Origin of the sequence: Bacillus sp. FSL R5-0447 (assembly GCF_038606125.1) — a bacterium.
Taxonomy (GTDB): domain Bacteria; phylum Bacillota; class Bacilli; order Bacillales; family Bacillaceae; genus Bacillus; species Bacillus velezensis.
On the sequence record NZ_CP152012.1, the window covers coordinates 3,049,645 to 3,073,931 of the forward strand.

25 protein-coding genes are annotated in these 24,287 nt (G+C 46.9%); 5 read left to right on the forward strand and 20 right to left on the reverse strand.

Annotation, left to right across the window (positions count from 1 at the left end):
• Positions 1–27 precede the first annotated feature (27 nt).
• The 5 genes from pfkA to dnaE form a co-directional block, all read right to left on the reverse strand.
• Positions 28–987 carry a 6-phosphofructokinase gene (gene pfkA / locus NYE68_RS15200; RefSeq protein WP_007408068.1) on the reverse strand — a complete coding sequence of 320 codons (960 nt, stop codon included), beginning with the start codon at positions 985–987 and terminating at the stop codon, positions 28–30.
• Between the two features lie 191 nt (positions 988–1,178).
• Positions 1,179–2,156, reverse strand: a complete 978-nt coding sequence (gene accA / locus NYE68_RS15205; protein ID WP_007408067.1) for an acetyl-CoA carboxylase carboxyl transferase subunit alpha — start codon at positions 2,154–2,156, stop codon at positions 1,179–1,181.
• Positions 2,141–3,013, reverse strand: a complete 873-nt coding sequence (gene accD / locus NYE68_RS15210; RefSeq protein WP_003152441.1) for an acetyl-CoA carboxylase, carboxyltransferase subunit beta — start codon at positions 3,011–3,013, stop codon at positions 2,141–2,143. Before accD ends, accA begins: the two co-directional genes overlap by 16 nt.
• Positions 3,014–3,341: 328 nt before the next feature.
• Complete coding sequence (locus NYE68_RS15215; protein ID WP_015240371.1) at positions 3,342–4,574, reverse strand: malic enzyme-like NAD(P)-binding protein; 1,233 nt, start codon at positions 4,572–4,574, stop codon at positions 3,342–3,344.
• A gap of 139 nt (positions 4,575–4,713) precedes the next feature.
• Positions 4,714–8,052 (reverse strand): DNA polymerase III subunit alpha, encoded by a 3,339-nt coding sequence (gene dnaE, locus NYE68_RS15220; protein ID WP_229041220.1) that lies wholly within the window; start codon positions 8,050–8,052, stop codon positions 4,714–4,716.
• Positions 8,053–8,194: 142 nt separating this feature from the next.
• On the opposite strand from dnaE, the gene NYE68_RS15225 reads away from it, so the two are divergent.
• The 3 genes from NYE68_RS15225 to NYE68_RS15235 all read left to right on the forward strand — a co-directional run bounded on the left by NYE68_RS15225 (position 8,195) and on the right by NYE68_RS15235 (position 9,333).
• On the forward strand, positions 8,195–8,536 hold the full coding sequence (locus tag NYE68_RS15225; RefSeq protein ID WP_003152438.1) for a YtrH family sporulation protein: 342 nt from the start codon (positions 8,195–8,197) through the stop codon (positions 8,534–8,536).
• Entirely contained in the window at positions 8,533–9,036 is a 504-nt protein-coding gene (gene ytrI, locus NYE68_RS15230) for a sporulation membrane protein YtrI (RefSeq protein ID WP_007408062.1), read from the forward strand. The genes NYE68_RS15225 and ytrI overlap by 4 nt, the downstream gene beginning before the upstream one ends.
• Positions 9,037–9,141: 105 nt before the next feature.
• Positions 9,142–9,333, forward strand: a complete 192-nt coding sequence (locus tag NYE68_RS15235) for a hypothetical protein (RefSeq protein ID WP_003152436.1) — start codon at positions 9,142–9,144, stop codon at positions 9,331–9,333.
• Between the two features lie 17 nt (positions 9,334–9,350).
• Here NYE68_RS15235 and NYE68_RS15240 read toward each other — a convergent pair whose 3' ends face one another.
• A complete protein-coding gene (locus NYE68_RS15240; RefSeq protein WP_031379139.1) occupies positions 9,351–10,292 on the reverse strand; it encodes a bifunctional oligoribonuclease/PAP phosphatase NrnA in 942 nt (313 codons plus the stop codon).
• Positions 10,293–10,408: 116 nt separating this feature from the next.
• Here NYE68_RS15240 and NYE68_RS15245 point away from each other — a divergent pair, with 116 nt between their 5' ends.
• Positions 10,409–10,711: a YtpI family protein gene (locus NYE68_RS15245; protein ID WP_007408059.1), complete on the forward strand. Its 303-nt coding sequence runs from the start codon at positions 10,409–10,411 to the stop codon at positions 10,709–10,711.
• 28 nt (positions 10,712–10,739) lie between these two features.
• Here NYE68_RS15245 and NYE68_RS15250 read toward each other — a convergent pair whose 3' ends face one another.
• From NYE68_RS15250 to sppA, 14 genes are all read right to left on the reverse strand, one after another.
• Complete coding sequence (locus NYE68_RS15250) at positions 10,740–12,056, reverse strand: CBS domain-containing protein (RefSeq protein WP_012118175.1); 1,317 nt, start codon at positions 12,054–12,056, stop codon at positions 10,740–10,742.
• Positions 12,057–12,194: 138 nt separating this feature from the next.
• Positions 12,195–12,881, reverse strand: a complete 687-nt coding sequence (locus NYE68_RS15255; protein WP_016938592.1) for a metal-dependent hydrolase — start codon at positions 12,879–12,881, stop codon at positions 12,195–12,197.
• A 60-nt stretch (positions 12,882–12,941) separates the two neighbouring features.
• Positions 12,942–13,709 carry an SDR family oxidoreductase gene (locus tag NYE68_RS15260; RefSeq protein ID WP_039254223.1) on the reverse strand — a complete coding sequence of 256 codons (768 nt, stop codon included), beginning with the start codon at positions 13,707–13,709 and terminating at the stop codon, positions 12,942–12,944.
• 137 nt (positions 13,710–13,846) lie between these two features.
• Positions 13,847–13,975, reverse strand: a complete 129-nt coding sequence (locus NYE68_RS15265; RefSeq protein WP_007408056.1) for a hypothetical protein — start codon at positions 13,973–13,975, stop codon at positions 13,847–13,849.
• Positions 13,976–14,048: 73 nt separating this feature from the next.
• A complete protein-coding gene (gene argH / locus NYE68_RS15270; protein ID WP_039254221.1) occupies positions 14,049–15,425 on the reverse strand; it encodes an argininosuccinate lyase in 1,377 nt (458 codons plus the stop codon).
• On the reverse strand, positions 15,422–16,633 hold the full coding sequence (locus NYE68_RS15275; protein ID WP_003152428.1) for an argininosuccinate synthase: 1,212 nt from the start codon (positions 16,631–16,633) through the stop codon (positions 15,422–15,424). Before NYE68_RS15275 ends, argH begins: the two co-directional genes overlap by 4 nt.
• A 151-nt stretch (positions 16,634–16,784) precedes the next feature.
• Complete coding sequence (locus tag NYE68_RS15280; protein WP_007408054.1) at positions 16,785–17,297, reverse strand: molybdenum cofactor biosynthesis protein B; 513 nt, start codon at positions 17,295–17,297, stop codon at positions 16,785–16,787.
• 100 nt (positions 17,298–17,397) lie between these two features.
• A complete protein-coding gene (locus NYE68_RS15285) occupies positions 17,398–18,585 on the reverse strand; it encodes an acetate kinase (protein WP_007408053.1) in 1,188 nt (395 codons plus the stop codon).
• A gap of 310 nt (positions 18,586–18,895) precedes the next feature.
• Positions 18,896–19,882, reverse strand: coding sequence for a class I SAM-dependent methyltransferase (locus NYE68_RS15290; RefSeq protein WP_033574203.1), 987 nt, complete (start codon positions 19,880–19,882; stop codon positions 18,896–18,898).
• A 61-nt stretch (positions 19,883–19,943) separates the two neighbouring features.
• The gene (tpx, locus tag NYE68_RS15295; RefSeq protein ID WP_007613091.1) at positions 19,944–20,447 is read right to left on the reverse strand and encodes a thiol peroxidase; all 504 of its coding nucleotides are present in this window, start codon (positions 20,445–20,447) and stop codon (positions 19,944–19,946) included.
• Between the two features lie 115 nt (positions 20,448–20,562).
• A complete protein-coding gene (gene ytfJ / locus NYE68_RS15300; RefSeq protein ID WP_003152423.1) occupies positions 20,563–21,003 on the reverse strand; it encodes a GerW family sporulation protein in 441 nt (146 codons plus the stop codon).
• Between the two features lie 12 nt (positions 21,004–21,015).
• Positions 21,016–21,705, reverse strand: a complete 690-nt coding sequence (locus NYE68_RS15305) for a DUF2953 domain-containing protein (protein ID WP_007408049.1) — start codon at positions 21,703–21,705, stop codon at positions 21,016–21,018.
• Positions 21,706–21,782: 77 nt separating this feature from the next.
• A complete protein-coding gene (locus tag NYE68_RS15310) occupies positions 21,783–22,274 on the reverse strand; it encodes an RDD family protein (protein ID WP_007408048.1) in 492 nt (163 codons plus the stop codon).
• A gap of 13 nt (positions 22,275–22,287) precedes the next feature.
• On the reverse strand, positions 22,288–23,295 hold the full coding sequence (gene sppA, locus NYE68_RS15315; protein WP_003152419.1) for a signal peptide peptidase SppA: 1,008 nt from the start codon (positions 23,293–23,295) through the stop codon (positions 22,288–22,290).
• Between the two features lie 181 nt (positions 23,296–23,476).
• On the opposite strand from sppA, the gene NYE68_RS15320 reads away from it, so the two are divergent.
• Positions 23,477–24,283: an NAD kinase gene (locus tag NYE68_RS15320; protein ID WP_176283467.1), complete on the forward strand. Its 807-nt coding sequence runs from the start codon at positions 23,477–23,479 to the stop codon at positions 24,281–24,283.
• The last annotated feature ends 4 nt before the right edge of the window (positions 24,284–24,287 follow it).

The following is a 24,287-nucleotide window of genomic DNA, read 5'->3' on the forward strand; positions in this document are numbered from 1 at the left end:
CTTCTGAAATCTTCAGCTTCTTCCGCCTTAAATAGACAGTTCTTTTGAAAGCTGATACATGTTTGGTTCAACAGTATGTTTTGATTCTAAAATTTCTATAATATCATGGTCTACAAGCTTGTTGTTTTGTATACCTACGCAGCGTCCGCCTTTTCCTTTAAGCAGAAGCTCAACCGCGTAAGCGCCGAGGCGGCTTGCAAGAACCCGGTCAGAAGCGCTTGGAGATCCGCCGCGCTGGATGTGCCCTAAAACGGATACCCGTGTTTCAAGGTTCGTTTCTTCTTCGATGCGTTTTCCGAATTCAACCCCGCTGCCTACCCCTTCTGCAACGATGATGATACTGTGTTTTTTGCCGCGGTCGTGCCCTCTCTTCAAACGGCCGATAATTTCCTGCATATCGTAGTCCGCTTCAGGAATTAAAATTGATTCCGCTCCGCCTGCAAGACCTGCCCATAAAGCAATGTCGCCCGCATGGCGCCCCATCACTTCAATAACGTATGTACGCTCATGAGACGTAGCGGTGTCACGGATTTTATCAATCGCATCAATTACGGTGTTTAACGCCGTATCAAATCCGATCGTAAAATCAGTTCCCGGGATGTCATTATCTATCGTACCCGGTACACCCACACACGGAAACCCGTGTTCCGTTAATTTTTTCGCACCCATGTATGAACCGTCTCCGCCGATGACGACAAGACCTTCAATGCCGAGTTTCTTTAAATTTTCGATTCCTTTTTCACGGCCTTCAACTGTTTTGAATTCAGGACATCTGGCCGTGTAAAGCTTTGTTCCGCCGCGGTGGATGATGTCACCGACCGAACCAAGCTCCAGTTTCTCTATTTTACCGCTGATTAATCCTGAATAACCGTTATAAATTCCGTACACTTCGACGTCGTGGTAGATAGCTTTCCGCACAACCGCGCGCACCGCAGCGTTCATACCCGGGGAATCCCCGCCGCTCGTTAAAACTCCTATACGCTTCATTTCCTATTCACCTCAGCAACATATATATGTTAAACATATCATGATCATTGCCCTAAAACAATGAAAAGGGACGCCTGAGCTCCCATGAAACCTTACCTATTATACAATTAAATAAATTGTTTTTAAATAAAATTTAAGGAATATCACAAAAATCACAAAAAATAAACGTGAGCCATAGGCTTCACGTCTATTCAGTTTACCCCGATATATTGATCCTCAACCGAAACTTTCCCGATTGCTTTATATTTTTCATAGCGCTGTGAGATCAATTCTTCGGCGTTCAATTGAAGAAGAGATTTTAACGTTTCTTTAAGAATACCGTCAATGTAGCCCGCCTGCTGCTTAATATCATGGTGAGCTCCGCCCTTCACTTCTTTAATCATATCATCAATAATTCCTAATTCTAATAAATCGGGCGCAGTAATCTTCATGGTTTCGGCCGCTTTTTTCGCAAGGCTGGAGTCCTTCCACAAAATGGATGCGGCTCCTTCAGGAGAAATAACGGAATACGTCGAGTTCTCAAGCATCAGCATGCGGTTGCCCACACCTAACGCAAGCGCGCCTCCGCTGCCGCCTTCCCCGATGACGATACAAACGACAGGCACTGTCAGGCCGGCCATCTCGAACAGGTTCTTGGCGATGGCTTCACTTTGTCCCCGCTCCTCCGCCGCTTTACCCGGGTACGCTCCCTTCGTGTCGATGAAGCAGATAATCGGGCGGTTGAACTTATCCGCCTGCTTCATGAGACGAAGCGCTTTGCGGTAGCCCTCAGGGTGAGGCATCCCGAAATTGCGGACAAGGTTTTCTTTCGTGTCTTTTCCGCGCTGATGTCCGATGACGGTGACCGGCATGCCGTGATATTTGGCGACTCCGCCGACAATCGCCGCATCATCTCCGTATGTTCTGTCTCCGTGGCACTCAAAAAAGTCGGTAAACAGGTATTGAATGTAATCTAGCGTCGTCGGCCGGTCGGGAAGGCGTGCGATCTGCACTCTGTCCCACGGCTTCAGGTTTTTATAAATCTCATCCTGGAGCTTGCTGAGCCGGTCTTCAAGTCTTGCGATTTCAGCGCTTAAATCCATCTCCGAATCTTGGGTGAATTTTTTCAGTTCGGCGATTTTCGTCTGCAGTTCAATCACCGGTTTTTCAAATTCTAATCTTGCAGCCACTCATGCTCACCTCCTGTTTGGTGCATGTCCAGCAGAAATGCGAGTTTATCTTTCATGTCGTTTCGGTGAATCACCGCATCAAGCTGGCCGTGCTTTAATAAAAATTCCGCCGTCTGGAAATCTTCCGGCAGTTTTTCCCCGATCGTCTGTTCAATAATACGTCTTCCGGCAAATCCGATCAAGGCGCCCGGTTCAGCGAAATTATAATCACCGAGAGACGCGAAACTGGCCGATACGCCGCCTGTCGTCGGGTGGGTCATGACAGAAATAATCAGTCCCTGCTCCTCACTGAACAGTTTTAATGCAGAGCTTGTCTTTGCCATTTGCATAAGACTTAAGACCCCCTCCTGCATACGTGCGCCGCCGGAAGCGGTAAAGATGATAAACGGGACTTTTTCCTCTTTTGCTTTTTCAATTGCAAGCGTGATTTTTTCGCCGACAACCGAACCCATGCTTCCCATTCGGAATGTTGAATCCATGATCGCGATCACGGCCGGGAATCCGCTGATGGTTCCTTTTCCGGTAACCACCGCTTCATTCAGCGATGTTTTCTCACGGTCTTTTTCGATTTTTTCTAAGTATTCCGGGAAACCGAGCGGGTTTTCAGATATCATTCCCTGGTTGAATTCTTCGAATGAATCTTCATCCAGGAGGCTTTCAATGCGCTGCTTTGCATTCATCGGGAAATGGTGCCCGCAGTTCATGCAGACGCGCAGGTTTTTATCTAACTCTTTTGTGAGCATGATTTTTTTACATTTGGGGCACTTTGTCATAATGCCTTCCGGAACATCATGTTTTGCCTGCTCAGACGGCACGGAAGCATATTTTTTCTTTTTTGTGAATATATCCTTTAACAAATGATTACCTCCCTTTTGTGAAGGGTTCTCTTCACTGCATGTCTTCCGATTAGATAGACTTAATAATAACTTTACCGAAACTATTGTACTTTTTTTGTCAAACGGTGTCATCCTCCATTCGACATTTTTTGCTTCAAAACAGACGGAAACGGACGGATTTCATACCGTAAAAAGCGTTGTTCAGCCTTATCTGTCAGCGTTTTCAAAAGAAATAAGGATTCTGCTGAAATTTTTTTAAGACCTGCCCTTAAAAAAATTTCAGCAGTCCGTATATTGAACAGCAGCGCGTTGTTTTTTTCCAACGCGCTGCCATTTCATTTTTGTGTTATTATTCGCCGATGACCGTAAGCTGTCTTGTTTTTTCAGCCACTTCCTCAGGATCGACCGTAATTCTGGCGACGCCCGTTTCCATCGCTGCTTTCGCAACAGCTTTCGCAACGGCAGGAGCCACACGTTTGTCAAATGGAGCCGGGATGACATAATCAGCGCTTAATTCTTCCTCTGTAACAAGGGAAGCAATCGCTTCAACCGCAGCAATTTTCATTTCTTCGTTGATGTGAGTCGCGCGAACGTCAAGCGCCCCGCGGAAAATTCCAGGGAATGCCAGGACGTTGTTGACCTGGTTCGGGAAATCAGAACGGCCTGTTCCGATTACGCTTGCGCCGGCTGCGCGCGCGTCTTCAGGCATGATTTCCGGATTCGGGTTGGCCATTGCGAAGATAATCGGATCTTTCGCCATGCTCTCCACCATTTCTTTCGTCAGCGCACCTTCGACTGATACGCCGATAAAGACGTCTGCATCTTTAATGACATCCTGCAGCGAACCGTCGTTGCGGTCTTGGTTTGTAAACTTCGCCACTTCGTTTTTCACTGCGTTCATGCCGGCCGGACGCCCTTCGTAAATCGCCCCTTTAGAGTCGCACATTACGATGTTGCGTACGCCGAAATGGTAAAGAAGCTTGATGATCGCGATGCCTGCCGCTCCCGCTCCGTTTGCCACAACTTTAATGGATGACATGGATTTACCTGATAATTTCAGCGCGTTTACAAGTCCGGCAACGGTTACAATGGCAGTGCCGTGCTGATCATCGTGGAAAACCGGAATGTTTGTTTCTTTTTTCAGGCGCTCTTCGATAATGAAGCAGTTCGGCGCCGCAATATCTTCAAGGTTGACACCGCCGAATGTCGGTGCAAGCAGCTTTACAGTGTCAATGATTTTGTCCACATCGTTTGTGTCAAGCGCGATCGGGAATGCATCCACGCCCGCGAAACTTTTGAACAGCACCGCTTTCCCTTCCATGACCGGAAGTGAAGCTTCAGGCCCGATATTACCGAGTCCGAGAACGGCTGATCCGTCTGTTACGACTGCTACCATGTTCCCCTTCATTGTATAATCATATACTTTGTTTTTATCGTCATAAATCTCTTTACAAGGCTCAGCTACTCCGGGAGAGTAGGCAAGGCTTAAGTCATCTGCATTTCTGACTTCTACCTTTGCTTTTGATTCCAGCTTTCCTTGATTTACTTTGTGTAAATGTAACGCTTCTTCTCTTAATGACATTCTAAACACTCCTTTTAAGTACTTTGTTACATATTCTGCCGCATAGACTGGTACAATCGCTGGAGGTGAAAAATTTCAGAATCTTTAAATAAGATAGCACAATTGTTTCAATTGTATAACAAAACGATTATTGTTACCACTATTTTAACACGACGTTTTCGCGGCCCAGCAGCTCTTTTAAACGGTATAACGCCTGATGGTCCGCCTGAATATGAAAAGTATCCGGCAGCCTGATCGTCTGCTTGTCTTTTTCATAATAAAGATAAACGCCGGTTTCCCCTTTATGCTCCAGTAAAATACGCTTCATCTTTTCCAAAAACTCCTGATTGTGCCGGCTGCCTTCGATTTTGATGTAAACAGACGGCGCTCTGTCTGCCTCCGTCTGCTCAAGAAGAGAGGCGGATGACATGATGAATTGTGTCTTCTCCTGACGCTCTTCCATTTTTCCGGCGGCGAATAAAAGCGCGCCTTCTTCTAACAGCGGAGACAGCCTTCTATATTGGTCAGGAAACACGACGGCTTCCATTTCTCCCGTTTCATCGCTTAATGTGAGAAACGCCATATGCTGACCTGTCTTTGTCCGAATCGTTTTAATGCCCGCGAGCAAAGCACCGATTGACAGCTGTCCCTTCGGCATCTGCCGCGCTGCTGTGATCGCTTGCGCCCCCCGTTTTTTCAGGAGATCCCTGAAAGCGGATAAAGGATGGCTTGAGAAATAAACACCGAGAGCTTCTTTTTCGAACCGAAGCTTGTCCACGAGCGGAAATTCCTCAGCCTCTACATATTTTGGCTTAATGGAGAACGATTCTTCCAAAAACAATCCCATTTGGTCATCGTCTGCACGAAAAAGTTCAGCGTGCTCTAAAGCCACATCAACGGAGGCCAGCAAGGCGGCGCGATTTTGATTGAATTCGTCCATGGCGCCAGAAAATATAAGGGCTTCGATGGTTTTCCGATTCACGCTTTTTGCAGGTACGCGAAAGCAGAAATCGAAAAGATCCTCGAACGGTTTATGTGTTCTTGCTTTATAAATATCTTTCACTGCCGAGACGCCTACGTTTTTAACGGCCCGCAAACTGTATCTGACGGCTCCGTTTTCCGGCGCAAACGGAAAACCGCTTTTGTTTATTGACGGCGGAAGGACTTGAATCCCGCTCCCCTTCGCTTCATGCAGATATTGCGATATTTTGTCCTCATTGCCGATGACGCTCGTCAACAGCCCGCACATAAAATATAACGGATAATGCGCTTTTAAATAGGCGAGCTGATAGCCGATCATGCTGTATGCGACAGCATGGCTTCTGTTGAATCCGTAGTTAGCGAATTTTACAATCAGATCGTAGACCTCGTTTGCAGTGACTACAGAATACTCCTTTTTTAAGCACCCTTCAACAAAATGGCTTCGCTCTCTGTCCAGAATGTCCTTTTGCTTTTTGCTGACAGCCCGTCTGAGCAGATCCGCTTCACCTAATGAAAACCCTGCCATGCGCGAGGCGATCATCATTATCTGTTCTTGATAGACGATGACGCCGTAAGTGTCACTGAGAATATTTCGTACGTCCTCGTGCGGCACTTCCACACGCGCCCGCCCGTGCTTCCGGTCGATAAATAAAGGAATATTTTCCATCGGTCCCGGCCTGTAAAGCGCGTTAACCGCGACAATGTCTTCCAGTCTTGACGGCTTCAGGCGTTTCAGCACGTTTCTCATTCCTGATGATTCCAGCTGGAAAATACCCGTCGTATCACCGTTTGACAATAGCGAGAACGTTTTTTCATCCTGATAAGAAATCTCGGAAAAATCAATTTTCGTATTCGTCTCTTTTTCAATCATCGTTTTAATGGATTCAATAAGCGTAAGGTTGCGCAAACCTAAAAAGTCCATTTTTAAAAGACCGAGATCTTCCAAGTGATCCATCGCATACTGCGTTAAATACACGCCGTCATGCCCTTCTTGAAGAGGGACAACTTCAGAAAGCGGCTCTTTACTGAGAACGACCCCGGCCGCGTGTGTTGACGTGTGCCGCGGAAGACCTTCAATTTTCCTTGCGATCTGAAACACTTTATGAAGAACGGCGGATTCGGACAGCCTCCTGTTCAGCTGAGCGGACTGCCGCCTCGCTTCCTCAAGCGTTATTCCCGGTTTTGACGGAATCAGGCGGGCAAGCTGGTCGGCTTCTTTCGGGCTGATTCCGAACACTCTCCCGGTATCCCTTAACGCCGCCTTTGCGGCCAATGTCCCGAAGGTGATAATCTGGGCGACGTGCATGGCCCCGTACTTATTTTGTACATACTGAATGACCTCATCCCTTCTCGTGTCAGGGAAATCGATATCAATATCCGGCATGCTGATCCGCTCGGGATTAAGAAATCTCTCAAACAGCAGAGAATGTTTAAGCGGATCCACGTCGGTAATGAAAAGGGAGTAAGCGACAAGCGAGCCTGCCGCGGACCCCCTTCCCGGGCCTGTCACAATGCCCTTTTCATGCGCGTACTTCATAAAGTCCCATACGATGAGAAAATAATCACTGAATTTCATACGCCTGATGACGTCCAGCTCATATTCAAGCCGGCGGACAGCGCGCTCATCAGGAGTGCCGAAACGGAGGCGCAGCCCCTCATGACAGATCTCCGCCAAATAGTCATCGGCTGATTTGCCGTCCGGCGCCGGAAAAGACGGAAGCTGTGTCTGTCCGAGGCTGACATCGACCCGGCATTGCCGGGCGATACGCGCGGCTGCTTCAATCGCTTCCGGATGCCGCGTGTAAAGCTCTGCCATTTCTTCAGGCGCCCTCAAGTATAAGTCCGGCAGATTTCCGCTCTGATCCTCCCACTTCTCTCCGGCTTTAATAGCGCACAGACAGCGGTACGCATCTTGATCTTCTTTCTTGATATAACGGACATCTCCCGCAGCGCAGACAGCGATTTCCGTTTCGGCTGACAGGCGGAGGATCTCTTCGGATAACGTCTCATGTCCTTTAAACGGCTGGTACCCTAAATAAAAACGGCCGTCTCCGAACAGCTCCCGGAATCCTTCGGCAGCCCGGACCGCTTCTTCAAACTTCCCGGCTTGAAGCAGGCTTTCAATGTACCCGTTTTCACCGGGCGTAATGGCGATCAGCCCCTCATGATAGCTCTTCATCCATTTTCGCTTCATGCCGCCCTTTGCCATGGATTGCAGCGCACTTGAGATTTTCACCAGGTTCTGATATCCGGTGTTTGTCTCTGCTAAAAGAATGAGCGGGTGTGCTTCAAGCTCCGTATCGTCCGTGTATATAGAAGCCGTCAGACCGATAATCGGCTTCATTCCGTTTGATTTGCATGCTTTATAAAACTCAATGGCGCCGTACATCACATTTTCGTCCGTCAGCGCCAATGATGAATATCCGAGTTCCTTCGCTTGTGTAACAAGCTCTTTTACAGAAGCGGCGCTGTTTAACAGACTGTAGCCGCTATGTACTTGCAGGTGAACAAAAGACAATGCCGCCACTCCTTTCCCATACGTTCATTTTGCCTTTCTACATTATAAGACGGGTTTTCTTAAGAAACAAATGTTCTTTTTTGACTCATCATCATACTTGTCCGTTTCGCTCAATATGATAGAAAAGTGAGGTGGTGTATATATGGATCAGGAAGCCGGATTTATGGCGAATTTCATCAGCAGTTATTTTATCGCCCTCGGTGTGTTGCTCGGCGGCGCGCTGATCGGCGGCCTCGGAGCTTATTTATCAGGCGAGCCTCCGCTGACGGCGATCACAAAATTGGCGAACAGGCTGAAGATCTGGGCGCTTGTCGCGGCCATCGGGGGAACATTTGACGCGGTATACAGTTTCGAGCGGGGACTGTTTGAAGGCAACACGCGCGACATCTTCAAACAGCTTCTTTTAATTATTTCAGCAATGGGCGGCGCGCAGACCGGCTGGCTGATTATTTCATGGCTGACCCAGGAGAATATGTCATCATGAGAATTCCCGAGTATTATAAAAAACCGGGATGGCAGCGTTTTTTTGCGGGAATGATGTGCGGAGCCATCGTCAGCTGGCTGTTCTTTCTGTTTACATACGGAACGTTTCAGGAAGAACAGGTGACGTTAATTGAAAAGCAGCGTGAGCACGCGAGGGATTTAAAAAACCAAATCTCCATCTATCAGAAGGATCTTCATAAATTAAATGAGGATAATAAGCAAAGACTTCTCATCCAAAGTGTTGATGTGAAGCTGATCAATGGGGAAAAATACAGAATCGCCCAGCCTGACAAGATGAAATTTGAGGAACAAGTGAAAGATAATATTTCTGAAGTCATCACAAAAGATATTGAAAGCGTGTATAAAACAAAGGAACTTTTAAAACGGACGATCGAAAACAAAATATACACCATAAATGAGAAGGAATTTAAAGCTGAAGTAAAGGAACTGACGATTTATACGAGATTGTCTGTCGAAATTCATATTTCTTTTGCGACGTAATTATGTCATTTTTAAAAATTTTCCATAGATCTGTCGCTTTTTTCTCCGCTTTTTTATAAACTGTAGATGAGACATTTTCAATGATTCTGAAGGGAGGAAGGGAAAATGGAGGTTTTTAGTGAACGACGCTTGGCAAAAGATCATGCAGCCCGAATCAGACAAGGCTATTCCGCATATGCAGAAACAGACACACTCGCTTCCCTCATAAAAAAAGAACTCCAAATCTGTAATCTCCGCGTCTACGAAGACCTGACTGAATTCGGCTGCTGGTTCATCCCCGTGACAGATGAACACTAAGAAAGAGGGTCTCCCCTCTACTTGTGTTCGTTACATACCTCTTCCAGATCAGCAAGAATCTGATCGGTTTCATCCCAGCTGAAGATGGATGCGCCGGCCGCAAGCGGATGTCCGCCGCCATTGTATTTCCGGGCAATTCCGTTGATGACCGGACCTTTTGAACGGAACCGGACTCTGATTTGATCGTCTTCTTCTACGAAAAACACCCAAGCGCGGATACCCGAAATATTTCCGAGTGTTCCGACAAGCTGCGACGCTTCAGAAGCGGTGGTTCCATATGTCTCCAAAATGTCTTTTTTAATGAAAACGGAAGCGACGCCGTTTTCAGACAGTGACACATTTTGATAAATAAAGCCGTTAAGCTTCACCACATTTAATTTTGTTTCATACAATTGATTGAACAGTTCTGACGATGAAAATGGGAACTCAATGAGCTCTCCCGCGTATTTTAATGTCTTTTTTGTGGTGTTCGGGAATAAGAAACGCCCCGTATCACCGACGATACCCGCGTAGATCAGCTCAGCTGCTTTCGTATTCAGTTTCCAGCCGTGCTGTTTTCCTTCCAGGTACAGCTCATAGATCATTTCGCTTACGGAGCTTGCATTCGTATCGACCCATAACAGATCGCCATACGGATCTTCATTTGGATGGTGGTCTATTTTCATGAGCTTTGCGCCGGAATGGTAGCGCTGATCGTCGATCCTGCCCTGGTTTGCGGTGTCGCACACGATGACAAGAGCATCTTTATAGGTTTCGTCATCCACCTCATCGAGGGAATATAAAAAAGACAAGGACGGCTCAGGCTGTCCGACGGCAAAAATATTTTTTTCGGGATACGTTTCCCGCAGGATTTCCGTAAGGCCGCACTGTGAACCGTAGGCGTCCGGGTCAGGCCTCACATGTCTATGTAAGATAATGGTGTCATATAATGATATGGTTCTGATCAGTTCGGATTTCATCGCTTTCTCCTTTTCGTTTTTATTCATTTAATCATACTCTTTATCCATGGAAAAGGAAAATCTTTCAGCAACGGTATAAACGGTTTTGCAAACTCATATAATGGAGGATTTCATTTATGCTGGTTTTTGTTTTTCTCATCGGGCTTTCTGCCTGCTTTTACGTGTATTACAAAGTAAAAGGAATCCAGACGAAACGGGCGCTGGAAAAAGAATGTTTTTCGGCTAAATCAAGTATGGCATTAGGCGCGCTGGTGTTTTTGTACGGAGTAAACCAAATGATTCTGTTTCACTCCGTCCTGACCCTGGTCATCGGCGGCGTCTTCATTTTAATCGGAGCAGGCAGCGCATGGGCCGGGTATAAAGCCTATAAGCATTATGAGCCCATCCACGCAAAGGAAGCGGAGAGGGACCACGCATAATGAATGCCAAGGGACCCGGGTGCGTCCCTTAACTTCTCTCCATCAGCTGCACCATGAGCATCGCTTTTGAAACGATGCCGCTTTGGCTTGACACTTCCACTTCCATTTTCCCGAATTTCCGGCCCGCCTCTAAAATGCGCGGTTTCACTTCAATGACCGACTCCATCTGTACGGGCTTCAGGAAGAAAATCGTAATGCTTTCAATGACCAGCTCGCCGCGTTTGCGGGAGCGTAAAAATCGGCTGGCGGCCTGGGTTAAAATCGTCGTAAACACCCCGTAAGAAATCGTGCCGAGCTGATTGGTCATTTGCGGCGTGACTTCATATTGATAAACGGCCGGCGTTTTGTCATCTTCGTCTTCTTTAAATCCCCTTGAAACAATATCATCCAGCTTTTCCCCGACCTGAGGCTGCTTTTGAACCATTTGAAGCGCTTTTAAGACATCCTGGCGGCTGATCATTCCGATCAGTTTGTGATGCCCGTCTGTCACCGGAAGCACTTCAATTCCTTCCCAAACCATCATTTGAGCCGCTGAGGCGACAGATGTTTTCCCGATCACCGTGACAGGGTTTTTGGTCATTACTTTTTCAATCGGAACTGACCGGTCATGCCCCGCGATATCTTTCGATGTGAGGATTCCGTGGATTTTCATCTGCTGATCGATCACCGGGAAGCGGCCGTGTCCGGTTTCATAGTTCTTTTCGTACCATTTCTCCAGCTTATCCTTAGGGGACAGCGTCACTGTCCGATCTGCGGGCGTCAAAATGTCTTCCACGAGCACAATCTCTTTTTTTATGAGCTGATCATAGATCGCCCGGTTGATCATCGCGGCTACCGTAAAGGTATCGTAACTCGTGGAGAGAATCGGAAGCTCAAGCATATCAGCCAGCTCGATAATGCTGTCGTCGGTATTAAACCCTCCCGTTACCAAAACAGCCGCGCCCGCTTCAAGCGCCTGGCGGTGGGCGTTGATTCGGTTCCCGACGATTAACAGGTTCCCCGCCGCTGTATAACGCATCATCGCGTCAAGCTCCATCGCGCCGATCACAAACTTGTTCAACGTTTTATGCAGACCGGCTTTTCCGCCGAGCACCTGGCCGTCTATCACATTGACGACCTCGGCGTATGTCAGCTTTTCAATATTTTCTTTTTTCTTCTGTTCAATCCGGATGGTCCCCACACGTTCAATAGTGGAAACGAATCCTTTGTTTTCGGCTTCCTTAATGGCTCTGTAAGCCGTTCCTTCACTGACTTTCATTTCTTTCGCAATTCTTCTGACCGAAATTTTTTCACCGACAGGAAGCGAATCTATGTATGATAGGATTTGTTCATGCTTTGTTGCCAAGCGTTTCACCTCTAAGGACAGTCTTCTGCTTTTATTATAAGGGTACGGGGGATTCATTCGCAATGAGACGCCCGAAAAAAGGCGGCATCACAAAAAGACCTTCTGAATGCTTGATTCAGAAGGTCTTTGACACATATGTCAGGCAAGCTCAATGGTCTCGCCGACCGCCATGACTTTGCCGACGCCTCCGGGCAGACTTTCGGCGAAAGCGTCAGGGTCCTGTTCAATGACAGGAAATGTATTGTAATGAACGGGAACGACCTGTTTCGCTCTCAGCCATTCAGCCGCGAGTTTCGCATCTTCAGGGCCCATGGTGAAGTTATCACCGATCGGCAGAAACGCCAAGTCAATGTGATTCAGTTCCCCGATCAGTTTCATATCAGAGAACAGCGCCGTGTCCCCGGCGTGGAAAATCGTTTTGCCGTCAATCGTCAATAAAATCCCGGCCGGCATCCCCGTGTACGTAATGGTTTTGTTTTCTTCATCAGTGACCGCCGATCCGTGGAATGCCTGTGTCAGTTTCACTTTACCGAAATCAAATTGGCGCGCTCCGCCGATATGCATCGGGTGGACGTTTAAACCTTTAAAGCCGAGATAAACGGCCAGCTCGTTCGGCGCAATGACGAGCGCATCGTTTTGTTTGGCGATCTGCTCTGTATCTCCGACATGGTCATTGTGTCCGTGAGTAAGCAGGATGACATCCGCTTTCACTTCTTCCGGTTTCAAATTTGTCAGACTGTTTCCGGTCAGAAACGGATCAAAAATAATGTTATGGGTTTTCGTTTCCACTTGAATGACAGAATGTCCGTGATAAGTCACTTTCATCGTTTTCACCTCATAAAAAATTAATATTTATCAAATTCCCTTTTTGACAAACGAAAAAACTTACAGGGATTGATGCCTGTTAATCACATTCAGCCCGCCTGTTGCTTCAATGACCGTTCCGGTTACAAGATCGGAATCATCTTCACATAAAAAGGCGATGATTCTCGCAATGTCCTCTCCGGTTCCGGACCTGCCGATCGGCGTCTTTTCTTTGCCGATTTCCCGTCTTGCTTCCTCTATAGACGCTTCTTTCATATCTCCTACAATATCACCCGGGCAGACCATATTGGCGGTAATGCCTGATTCAGCTTCTTCAATCGCAATGGTTTTCGTTAACGAAGCCAATCCGACTTTAGCCGCTCCGAAAGCGGAACGGTGAAGCCAGCCGGGGGCATGATCCGCTCCTTGAAAACCGTATGTAATAATCCGGCCGAACCGCTGCTGTCTCATGACCGGGATAACCGCTTTAAACAGATGGAAAACGGCGCTTAAATTCCCTTCAAGCATGTCATACCATTCGTCATCGGAATAATCGGCAAGCTTTTTGCGCTCAAATATGTACGGTCCGGCATTGTTAATCAGTATGTCAATCCTTCCAAACCGCTGAAGGGCTGCATCGGCGATCCGCATGAGATCTTCTTTCCGGGTTACATCGCCCTTAACGAATTGCAATCTGTCATGGCACCCGGGATAATCCGCCTTCAGACAGGCGACCGCTTCTTCGTCTTGTCTGTAATTCACTGTGACAGAAAAGCCTTTTTCCAGAAGCATTTCAGTCACTTTTCGGCCCAATCCCTTTGTACCGGCAGTGATTAGAGCATGTCGCACATTGAATACCCTCCCCAGGCAACGTTGCCGCTTCAATAAAATCAAGACGTTTCTCCCTCTACTTTACTATAAACAAACGGCAATATCACTTTTTTGCACTTCGTCCGCACGAAAAAAAAGCCGTCTTTATAGACAGCTTAATTTTCTGAAGGAGCAGAGGCTTCCTCCATGCCGACATAACCGCTTTCGTATGCCTCTGAGATGAGCCTGGCCGTTTCTTCACTTTCTTTTTCATCATAGATGTAACGGTCTTGTTCTTTGCGCATTCCTTCTACCTCCCATCTTTATAGATGTAGGGTGTCTGATATGACGGGAAAATATGAAGGAAATTTCAGCAAATTAAATGCCGGCGCAGGCTTTTGCTTTTACGAGCGCCTGTTCTACCTGCTGAAAACCCGTTCCGCCGGCGCTCATTCTTTTTTCAACCGCATGATGCGGATCGAGCACGGTATAGATGTCTTCTTCAAAGAGACTGCTGGCTTGAAGGAATTCTTCAAATGCCATATCACTTAAATAGATTCCTTTTTCAATGCAGCTGTACACAAGCTTGCCGACCACTTCATGCGCTTCTCTGAACGGCATGCCTTTTTTAGCTAAATAATCGGCAAGTTCCGTCGCGTTTGAAAAATCTTGTTTTGTCGCTTGTTTCATGATGTCTTTGTTTACTTTCATCGTTTCAATCATGCCCGTGAAAATCTGAAGGCTTCCTTCAACGGTTTTCACCGTGTCAAACATGCCTTCTTTATCTTCCTGCAGGTCTTTGTTGTAAGCGAGCGGGAGCCCTTTCATAATCGTGAAAAGCCCCATCATATCACCGTATACGCGTCCGGTTTTACCGCGGATCAGCTCCGCCATGTCGGGGTTTTTCTTCTGCGGCATCATGCTGCTTCCCGTCGCATACGTATCATCCAGTTCAATGAATCTGAATTCCTGCGAGCACCATAGAATGATTTCTTCTGATAAACGCGAAAGGTGCATCATCAGCATGCTGCTGCCGCTTAAAAACTCGAGAATAAAATCTCTGTCACTGACTCCGTCAAGACTGTTCTCATAAATGGAGTCAAAACCGAGCAGCTCCGCCGAATAGTTACGGTCTATCGGAAACGTGGTTCCGGCAAGCGCCCCGCATCCGAGCGGCGATATGTTAATCCGCTTCATAGCATCGCGAAAACGCTCTTTATCCCGTTCAAGCATCCAAAAATAAGCAAGCAGATGGTGGGCGAAAGAAATCGGCTGAGCCCGCTGTAAATGGGTGTACCCCGGCAGAATGGTCTCGACATTGGCCTCCGCTTTTTCGATCAGCGCTTTTTGGAACTGTTCAATCAGCACGATGATATGTGAGACATGATCTTTCAAATACAAATGCATGTCGGTCGCCACCTGGTCATTCCGGCTTCTGCCGGTATGGAGCTTGCCGCCTAGCGGTCCGATTTCTTCGATCAGCATTTTTTCAATATTCAAATGGATATCTTCATAATCAACAGAGAATTCAAGCGTTCCTTCATCTGCTTTTTGCAGGAGGGTCTGCAGCCCCTGTCGGATGGCGCCTTCTTCTTCTTCCGTCAGAATGCCGCATTTTTTCAGCATTGCCGCATGAGCGAGAGACCCTGTAATATCCTCTTTGACTAAGTTTTGGTCGAATGTGATGGATGCGCCGAACTCATCGACCCACTTTTCCGGTGTTTTTTGAAAACGGCCTCCCCAAAGCTTCTTCATGCTTCAATCTGCTCCTTCTTTTTCACAATGCTGTTTACTTTTGTCGGCAGCCCCCAAAGCTCAATGAAACCGATTGCCGCGTGATGGTCAAAAGCATCGTCTTTTGTATATGTCGCAAGTTTTTCGTCGTAGAGTGAATATTCCGACTTACGTCCTTCTACAATGGCATGGCCTTTAAACAGCTTGACGCGCACGACGCCGGTGACGTGTTTTTGGGTTTCTTTCAAGAATGCAAGCAGCGCGTCTTTTAACGGCGAGAACCATAAACCGTTATAGATGATTTCAGACAGTTTTTGTTCAATTGCCGGTTTGAAATGGGCCACTTCTTTCACTAAAGTCAGATCCTCAAGTTCTTTGTGAGCCGTAATCAAAGTCATGGCGCCCGGGCACTCATAAACTTCACGGGACTTAATGCCGACCAGGCGGTTTTCCACATGGTCAATCCGGCCGATGCCGTGTTTTCCGGCAGTCTCGTTCAGCTTGAGAATTAAATCAGCGAGCGGGTAGGTTACGCCGTCGATTGAAACCGGAACACCGGCTTCAAATGCGATTTCGATGATTTCCGGAACGTCCGGCGTGTTTTCAAGAGATGCTGTCAGGTCATATGCCCCTTCAGGCGGCGCCGCCCACGGGTCTTCTAATATACCGCATTCATTGGCGCGTCCCCATAGGTTCTGGTCGATGGAATACGGGCTGTCAAGATTGATCGGAATCGGTATGCCGCGGCTTGCGGCATATTCAATTTCTTCTTCACGCGACCATTGCCACTCACGAACCGGAGCAATGACCTCCAGATCAGGATTTAATGATTTAATGGATACTTCGAAACGCACCTGATCGTTGCCTTTTCCCGTGCAGCCGTGCGCTACGGCCACCGCGTTTTCCTTTTCCGCGACTTCAACGAGTTTTTTCGCGATCAACGGACGGGATAGTGCAGATACGAGCGGATACTTGCCTTCATACATTGTATGGGCCTGCATAGAAATGAGCGCGTACTCCCGGGCGAATTCTTCTTTCGCATCAATCACATAGGAATTTACGGCGCCTACTTCCAGCGCTTTTTGCTGAACGAATGCCAAATCCTTTCCTTCCCCTACGTCTAAGCAACAGGCAACAACATCGTATCCCTGTTCTTGCAGCCATTTTATCGCTACAGAAGTATCAAGACCTCCTGAGTATGCCAATACAACCTTTTTTTGTTCTGCCATGTTAAAAGCTCCCTTTTGTATAAAAATTAGTTTTAATTAATAAAAATGCATTTTGTATGTATACACTGTAACAAGTAAATTCTGTTTTTTCAAGCCTTTTATAAAAAAACCCCACCCAATTTTTTGAGCGGAGCAGAGTCTTTTTATACATTTATAAATCTTTTCGGATTTCCCGGAGCACATGGGGCAGTTCAGGAATAATCAGTTTACTCATTGCAAGCTTTACGGCGCCTGAAGAGCCGGGCGTGCAGAAGACTGCGGTATTTTGGATCACACCCGCTGCCGCTCTGGACAAAATGGCGGCGGAACCGATGTCCTCCGTATAGCTCAGCATGCGGAACAGCTCGCCGAATCCCGGGAGCTCTTTTGAAAACAGCGGCGTGACCGCTTCAATTGTGACATCCCTTTCGGCAATGCCCGTCCCTCCGTTTAACAGCACCGCATCTGTATATTCATCCATACAGCCGGATAAAACGGCTTTCTGCAATTCATCTTTTTCATCTTTAACAATGTCATAAGCGACCGTTTCAAATCCCGCTTCCCTGAGGAAGTCCATCATGACGCGCCCGCTTTTGTCGGTTTCTTTCGTTCTCGTGTCGCTGACTGTGATCACCTTGCAGCGCACGGCTGACGGGGCTTCTTGTTTATGTTCATGCACACTCATTGCTTCACCTCATCGTTTATGTATTAAACATATCGTAACGTTTGATTCTGGGGCATTCAATAAAAAAGCACACCCTAAAAGGATGTGCTTTTTTCGATCATTACTGTGCAAGGCGGACAACGTCGCGTGCGATCATGACCTCTTCGTCAGTCGGAATGATCATGACTTTGACAGGAGAGTGAGGGTAGCTGATAAACGCTTCCTCGCCGCGCACGTTGTTCAGCGCAGGATCCCAATATACACCCATGAATTCTAAGCCGCGAAGCACGCGTTCTCTGACTTCAACGCTGTTTTCACCGATACCCGCAGTGAAAATAATCGCGTCAACGCCGCTCATTCTCGCAGCGTAAGAACCGATGTATTTATGGATTCTGCTTGCGAACACTTCAAGAGCCGTTTCCGCTCTTTCGTTTCCTTCTTTTGAAGCTTCCACGATATCGCGTAGGTCGCTGGAGAAACCGGATACGCCAAGCAGTCCGCTCTTTTTATTTAACGTATTTAATACTTCATCTGCCGTCTGATCCGTTTTTTCCATAATGTACGGAATCAATGCAGGGTCGATGTTTCCTGAACGTGTTCCCATCGCAACACCCGCAAGCGGTGTGAAGCCCATTGACGTATCAATGGATTTTCCGCCTTCTACGGCCGCGATACTTGCGCCGTTACCGAGGTGGCAGGAAATCAGACGCAAATCTTCAAGCGGGCGGCCGAGAAGCTCAGCTGCGCGCTGTGTCACGTATTTATGAGATGTGCCGTGGAAACCGTATTTGCGAATGCCGTATTTCTCGTAGTATTCGTACGGTAGGCTGTACAGGTAAGATTGTTCAGGCATCGTTTGGTGGAACGCCGTATCAAACACTGCAACCGCAGGCACATTCGGAAGCACTTCTTTAAAGGCTTTAATGCCGACGATGTTAGCCGGGTTGTGAAGCGGCGCTAGTTCTGAAATCTCTTCAATCTCACGGATTGTTTCATCCGTAAGCAAAACAGAATCGCTGAATTTTTCTCCGCCGTGAACCACACGGTGGCCGATTCCGTCAATTTCATTTAAATCCTTTATAATACCGAATTCAGTCAGCTTGTGAAGCAGCATCTTCACCGCAACCGCATGATCCGGAATATCTGTCACTTCTGTATTTTTTTCGCCGTTAACAGAGATTGTGAAAACGCTGTCGGCGATACCGATCCGTTCTACTAAACCTTTTGTTAGCACCTTTTCTGAAGGCATTTCGAATAACTGAAATTTTAAAGATGAGCTTCCTGCGTTAATTGCAATAATTTTAGACATAAATGACGCTCCTATCAAAATTCTTCTTCGTTTGTTCGTTCTTTTTTCCCAGACCATAATTGCAGTCCAAAAAATATCTGACTTTTCCATTTAAACATTGTCAACTCAGCATTTCAAGTCAACATCCACATTGGTACCGCATACAATATGAAGTCGATATTTTCTGATAAATTTCATTTGTGCCAAATGGACGGCACGGTCTTACGAAATGTTATTTTCTTTCCTTAATTTGTGTTATCGTCCTGATTTCCATTCATTTTAAAAAGCAAAAGCAGTGCGGGATTTTGCATCTCACACTGCTTCTTCGCCATTATTTTTCTTTTTGAATCCATTGATCCAATTTTGCCGTCATTTCCCGCATCGCCTGCTGGTTCGCAAAGGAAGGAAGATTCGCCAAAAGCGCTTGTTTCGGCGGCTTTGCGTCTTCGCCTTTTTTCTGCAAGATTAAAATGCTCTTTGCCTGCGCTTCGTCTTTAAACATAGTAGCCGGCAGCTGAAGAAGGGCGTTGATATACACTTTTTCCGCAAAAAACCGCTTCAGTTTATCGCTTTGCGCGCTGTCAAACAGATGGTTCGGAATCATAAAAAATAAGTATCCGCCCGGTTTTGTATGTTTGACGCTCTGCTCAATAAATAAGTGGTGAGCAAAAGAGTGGCCTTCATCCGCTTTCAGCTCAAACGCTTCAGCGCCTTCGTCATTCGGATAGTAGCCGACCGGCAAATCGCAGATGACCGCATCGGCCGGTTCGATAAATAACGGCTGAAGACTGTCCTGGCAGAACAGCTCCATTTCTTTTTCCTGCAGATTCGCCTGAGCATAAGCGATCTTCAGAAGGACATCGTCGATTTCAATGCCGAAGCATTTTGCCGCTTTGTCAGAAAGCTGGTTTGCCGCGGTCAGCAGAAGATTTCCGGTGCCGCAGGCGGGGTCCAGCAATGTCAGGCCTTTTCGGCCGCTCGTAAATTTATTCACGAGGTAACTGATGAAAATGCCGATCGTATCAGGCGTCATCTGTCTGTTCGGATGGGACTTATCTTTCAGCCCTTTTAAAATGGCGAGCTGGAACGCCTTGCGGATCCATTCATGCTCCCATTTTCTGAAGTCTGCTTTCGCAAGCAGGCTGTTAAGCTCGCCGGTTTGCTTTTCCTGAAGCGGAAGCTGGTCGGCCTTTTCAAGAAAATACATTTCTCCCGCTTCCGCAAGCCCCTCAATATAAGAAATTTGAAGGCCTTCTGCTATCACTTGGGCGGCTTCATCTAAAAGTTCATAAATCTGACCGACATGGTCGTGTTGCATGCTGTTTCCTCCTTGCCATGAAAAGAGCTCCGCGGCAGCACCCGGAGCTCTTTTTCTCTCTTTACTTGATTAACGCTTTTGCAGCTTCGATAGGCTTTTCATAATTCGGGTGGTTTGTCGCTTCGCTTACGTATTCCGCGTAAACGACTTTTCCGTCCTGATCAAGGACAAATACGGAACGTGCCAAAAGACGAAGTTCTTTGATGTGAACACCGAATGCTTCACCAAATGACATCTCTTTATGATCCGATAATGTTTCCACTTTATCAATTCCGTTCGCTCCGCACCAGCGCGCTTGTGCAAACGGAAGGTCGGCGCTGATTGTATAAACGTTCACATCACCGAGTTTTGCGGCTTCTTCGTTGAAGCGGCGTGTCTGCGCGTCACATACGCCTGTGTCAATGGAAGGAATAACGGATATGATCGTTACTTTCCCTTTCATATCTGCTAATGTCTTCTCTTCTAATCCGTTTGTCAGAACCGTGAAGTCAGGAGCTTGGTCACCCGGTTTCACTTCTTGTCCGATCAGCGTCACGGCTCCGCCTTTAAATGTAATTTCAGCCATTCTGATTCCTCCCTTTATCTATGTATAGCTCTATCATAGTCGAGTTTTATGCAAACTGCAAAGGTTATGCCGCATCGTAAAAAAAGCTAACTGCGGGCGGCAGTTAACTTTTCTGTTATAAATCGATATCCGTTCTTTTTTGGTTCCGGCCTTTTTCATTCTTTTTAAACATATGCTGGATGCGTTCAATCGTTTGAGGCGCGGAGTCTAACAGTTTATCAATCAGGTGGGTGTTTTCGTCTAAATGAAGCATGCGCACGCCGTTTGTTCCGACAATCAGAAACGCAATCGGCGTAATGGATACTCCGCCGCCGCTTCCGCCGCCGAACGGGAGCTTCTGCTCTTTTCTTTCATCGTCATCGGTTCTTTTTTCAGCCGGCTTTCCTCCAAACTCGCTTCCGCCCGCCGCAAATCCGAAGCCGACCTTTGAAACCGTTAAGATTACGCTGCCGTCAGGCGTTTCAACAGGATCGCCGATGATTGTATTCACGTCAATCATTTCTTTTAAATTTTCCATAGCGGTTTTCATTAAACCTTGAATGGGATGGTCTGCCATATGCGCTCCTCCTTAAACTGATGAATCATTCTTTGAAGCAACCGGAACCGGCTGTTTCTTTCGTATGATAGAAAGTCCGTTCCGCCCGTATTTGAGCAATTTGAAAGCTGCACCTATAAGATGTCCAAAACGAAAAAAGAATATACACTGCAAATGCGTCTTGGATGCAGGCACTTGAAAAGACGGAATGACTTCGCACACCGGTTTATGTATGAAACGCAGATGATCATACAGCATCGCCGTCAGGCCTCCCTTTACGGCCCACAATCCGCCGGCGGCGATTCCCGTAACGGCGGCGTCCTTTATTCCGATAACCGTCACCCATTCGAACTTCGTAACACGGACTCCCGCAAGAAATGAAGCGGCGATTTGGCGCATCTGAAAGACTTGGTGCAGAATCATTTCTATTCTGTGAATGCTCTGTTTGACATCTTCATATGTGATTTTTTTCTTCTCTTTTTTCTGACCTTTCATTTCTGATTTTGTGTCCTGTTTGACATCAATTGACGCGTCTTCGCTGTTTACTTTAATGACGGGCAGCGTTTTTTTTATACGGATCAGCCCGTATAAAGCCGAGATTTTAAACGTCAGTTTGTCGTTATCTTTATCGTGAAGATATTCGAAAGTCAGATGGATTTTCATCCTCATGAGCAGCCAGGCCAAAATGAGAATGAGAATAACAGCTGCTGCGGCATATCCCATAAGCTTCACTTCCTTAGCAGCATTATCGCCAAAACCAAAAAAAATAAACCCGGACGTTTATTCCGGGTTTACTGCTTTTATTTGCGGTACAGCGCTTCGTGAATTACCGTTGTGTCGGCGATCAGATCATGAATGCCCTGCTTTTTGGGCGTAAACGCAATGACGATATAGAGAATCCAGATTTTATCGATATAACGCCCCACCGCTTCTCTGAAAATGACGGTGCTCCAAGTCAGCGGCTTTCCGGGCGTCAAAGAAGTGACCTTTAACCCGAAGACCATCTTGCCGAGTGTCTGATGAAACCATTTCGTCATGAACACAAAATAGGCGAGGTAGACGATCAGGGTTGTGACGGAATAAGCTGAGATTGTAAACATTCCGCTTGTTGCCGGGAGCTTCATCAGCGTGAAAATCGGTGAAACGATGAGATGGTTAAGTCCCCAGACCACCAGCCAATCAAGAAGAAACGCCCAAAACCTGATCCAAAAGCCCGCATATGCCTGCTCGGGCGCCCTCTGTTGTTCGGCTTCCTCTTCTTTGCCGTGAAAGCCTTCGTAAGTCGCGTCCATTCTTTCTTCCCCCCTACTTTGCATAGAGATACATCATCCGCGGCGAACCGGATTGCGAAATGAGTTCTTTCATATTCAGAAAATCAATTTCGCTTTTAAACATTTTCGCTGCGCTCATGGAAAAGAGCGAGCCTAATCCGAATCCTTCCTCGTATGTGATGACTGAAGCGTTTTTCATATTTTTATGGTCCTTTTTCATCGCGCTGATCGTATCATCGTAAAAACCGAGCTCATCAACGAGGCCGATTTTTTTCGCTTGTCTGCCGTCGTAAACACGGCCGTCGGCAATTTTTTTCACATCCGCTTTTGACATGTGCCGGCCTTTTGAAATGACATTGACAAATCCTTCATAAGAATCGTTGACCATTGTCTGCATGATCTTTCTTTCTTCCTTCGTCATGTCGCGGGTCGGGGACATGATGTCTTTATGCGCGCCGCTTTTAATGGTTTCAAACTTGATGCCGAGTTCATCGGCGAGCTTGGAATAATTGACGCTTTCCATGATGACGCCCAGTGAACCCGTGAGCGTTTCCGGTGAAGCATAGATTTTATCGGCGGCCGTTGAAATATAATAGCCTCCCGATGCCGCCATGGAGCCCATGGATACATAAATCGGTTTCTTCGTTTCTTTCTTTAGTTCTTCCAGTTTTTTATGTATTTCCGCGCTTTCGTACACGCCTCCGCCAGGGGAATTGATTTTCAGCACAATTCCTTTGACACTTTTGTCTTCTTTCGCACGCTCAACCTGTTTTAAAAATGATCTGTGATCATACCCGCCTGAGCTGAGCAGGCCAGCGGACCCGCCGTTATCCTCAATCGTGCCGTCCACTTCAAGCACGGCGATTTTACTGCCGGGGCTGCCCTTATCCAGCGTCACTTCCTCTGTGTCATCTGTCAGTGATGCAAAGTCAGACCCTGTATCTCCGATATTCTTCAGCACCCCGACGGTCACACTTGCAATGACTGATACGCCGAAAATGCCGAGCGCGATGACGAGCGCAATCCATCTTTTTGCATTCATTTGTTCTCCTCCTTTTCTGTCAATATTCGTACGTTCCCCCGTAAAAAAAGATTCATTTTTTTCATGAAGCGCTTTCCCTTAACGGATAAACAGGAAACATGTTACACTATTGCCACAGGTATTTTAACACAATACCTGCTGGGAGAAAAACGTAAATATGACAGCAAAGGGGAATGGGGATATGACCGATCTTCGCCGCAATGTTTATTTTTTTCACAAACAAAACAACGAAACAAAAGAACAAGTCAGCTCTTTGAAGCAGCTTGCTGAATCGCACGGTTTTACAGTTGCGGCTCAACCGGAGGATGCCGGAATTATCGCCAGCATCGGCAGCGACGGCTCATTTCTGCAAGCCGTCAGAAAAACCGGATTCCGTGATGACTGCCTGTATGTCGGCATCGCTAAAAAAGGGAAAGCCCATTTGTACTGTGATTTTCACAGCGATGAGCCTGAAAAAATGGCGGCCAGCATGACCGCGGAACAGCTTGAGGTCAGAAAATACCCGCTCATTCACGTAACGGTGGACGGCAGCAATCATTTTCACTGTTTAAACGAGGTTTCCATCCGTTCAAGCATTATTAAAACGTTTGTGATGGATGTGTTAATTGATGATCTTCATTTTGAGACGTTCAGAGGAGACGGGATGATCATTTCCACCCCGACGGGCAGCACCGCCTACAATAAATCTGTTTCAGGCGCCGTTGTTGATCCTTTGATTTCCTGCATGCAGGTATCCGAACTGGCATCGTTGAACAACAACACATACCGTACACTCGGATCTCCGTTTATTTTAAGCTCAGACCGGAAGCTGACACTGCAGGTGGTGCAAGACGGCAATGAGCATCCGATTATCGGGCTTGATAATGAAGCGCTCAGCACGCGGAATGTCAAAAAGGTTGAGATTACACTATCCGATAAAAAAATCAAAACGGTGAAACTGAAAGACAATTCTTTCTGGGAAAAAGTAAAGCGATCATTTTTATCATAAAAAA

What these genes read in the sequence shown, in the direction of transcription:
- pfkA (WP_007408068.1), bottom strand. Translation starts at nt 987, where the DNA reads ATGAAGCGTATAGGAGTTTTAACGAGCGGCGGGGATTCCCCGGGTATG.
- NYE68_RS15215 (WP_015240371.1), bottom strand. Translation starts at nt 4,574, where the DNA reads ATGTCATTAAGAGAAGAAGCGTTACATTTACACAAAGTAAATCAAGGA.
- NYE68_RS15225 (WP_003152438.1), top strand. Translation starts at nt 8,195, where the DNA reads ATGGATCAGGAAGCCGGATTTATGGCGAATTTCATCAGCAGTTATTTT.
- ytrI (WP_007408062.1), top strand. Translation starts at nt 8,533, where the DNA reads ATGAGAATTCCCGAGTATTATAAAAAACCGGGATGGCAGCGTTTTTTT.
- NYE68_RS15235 (WP_003152436.1), top strand. Translation starts at nt 9,142, where the DNA reads ATGGAGGTTTTTAGTGAACGACGCTTGGCAAAAGATCATGCAGCCCGA.
- NYE68_RS15240 (WP_031379139.1), bottom strand. Translation starts at nt 10,292, where the DNA reads ATGAAATCCGAACTGATCAGAACCATATCATTATATGACACCATTATC.
- NYE68_RS15245 (WP_007408059.1), top strand. Translation starts at nt 10,409, where the DNA reads ATGCTGGTTTTTGTTTTTCTCATCGGGCTTTCTGCCTGCTTTTACGTG.
- NYE68_RS15255 (WP_016938592.1), bottom strand. Translation starts at nt 12,881, where the DNA reads ATGAAAGTGACTTATCACGGACATTCTGTCATTCAAGTGGAAACGAAA.
- NYE68_RS15265 (WP_007408056.1), bottom strand. Translation starts at nt 13,975, where the DNA reads ATGCGCAAAGAACAAGACCGTTACATCTATGATGAAAAAGAAAGTGAA.
- argH (WP_039254221.1), bottom strand. Translation starts at nt 15,425, where the DNA reads ATGAAGAAGCTTTGGGGAGGCCGTTTTCAAAAAACACCGGAAAAGTGG.
- NYE68_RS15275 (WP_003152428.1), bottom strand. Translation starts at nt 16,633, where the DNA reads ATGGCAGAACAAAAAAAGGTTGTATTGGCATACTCAGGAGGTCTTGAT.
- NYE68_RS15280 (WP_007408054.1), bottom strand. Translation starts at nt 17,297, where the DNA reads ATGAGTGTGCATGAACATAAACAAGAAGCCCCGTCAGCCGTGCGCTGC.
- NYE68_RS15285 (WP_007408053.1), bottom strand. Translation starts at nt 18,585, where the DNA reads ATGTCTAAAATTATTGCAATTAACGCAGGAAGCTCATCTTTAAAATTT.
- NYE68_RS15290 (WP_033574203.1), bottom strand. Translation starts at nt 19,882, where the DNA reads ATGCAACACGACCATGTCGGTCAGATTTATGAACTTTTAGATGAAGCC.
- tpx (WP_007613091.1), bottom strand. Translation starts at nt 20,447, where the DNA reads ATGGCTGAAATTACATTTAAAGGCGGAGCCGTGACGCTGATCGGACAA.
- ytfJ (WP_003152423.1), bottom strand. Translation starts at nt 21,003, where the DNA reads ATGGCAGACCATCCCATTCAAGGTTTAATGAAAACCGCTATGGAAAAT.
- NYE68_RS15305 (WP_007408049.1), bottom strand. Translation starts at nt 21,705, where the DNA reads ATGGGATATGCCGCAGCAGCTGTTATTCTCATTCTCATTTTGGCCTGG.
- NYE68_RS15310 (WP_007408048.1), bottom strand. Translation starts at nt 22,274, where the DNA reads ATGGACGCGACTTACGAAGGCTTTCACGGCAAAGAAGAGGAAGCCGAA.
- sppA (WP_003152419.1), bottom strand. Translation starts at nt 23,295, where the DNA reads ATGAATGCAAAAAGATGGATTGCGCTCGTCATCGCGCTCGGCATTTTC.
- NYE68_RS15320 (WP_176283467.1), top strand. Translation starts at nt 23,477, where the DNA reads ATGACCGATCTTCGCCGCAATGTTTATTTTTTTCACAAACAAAACAAC.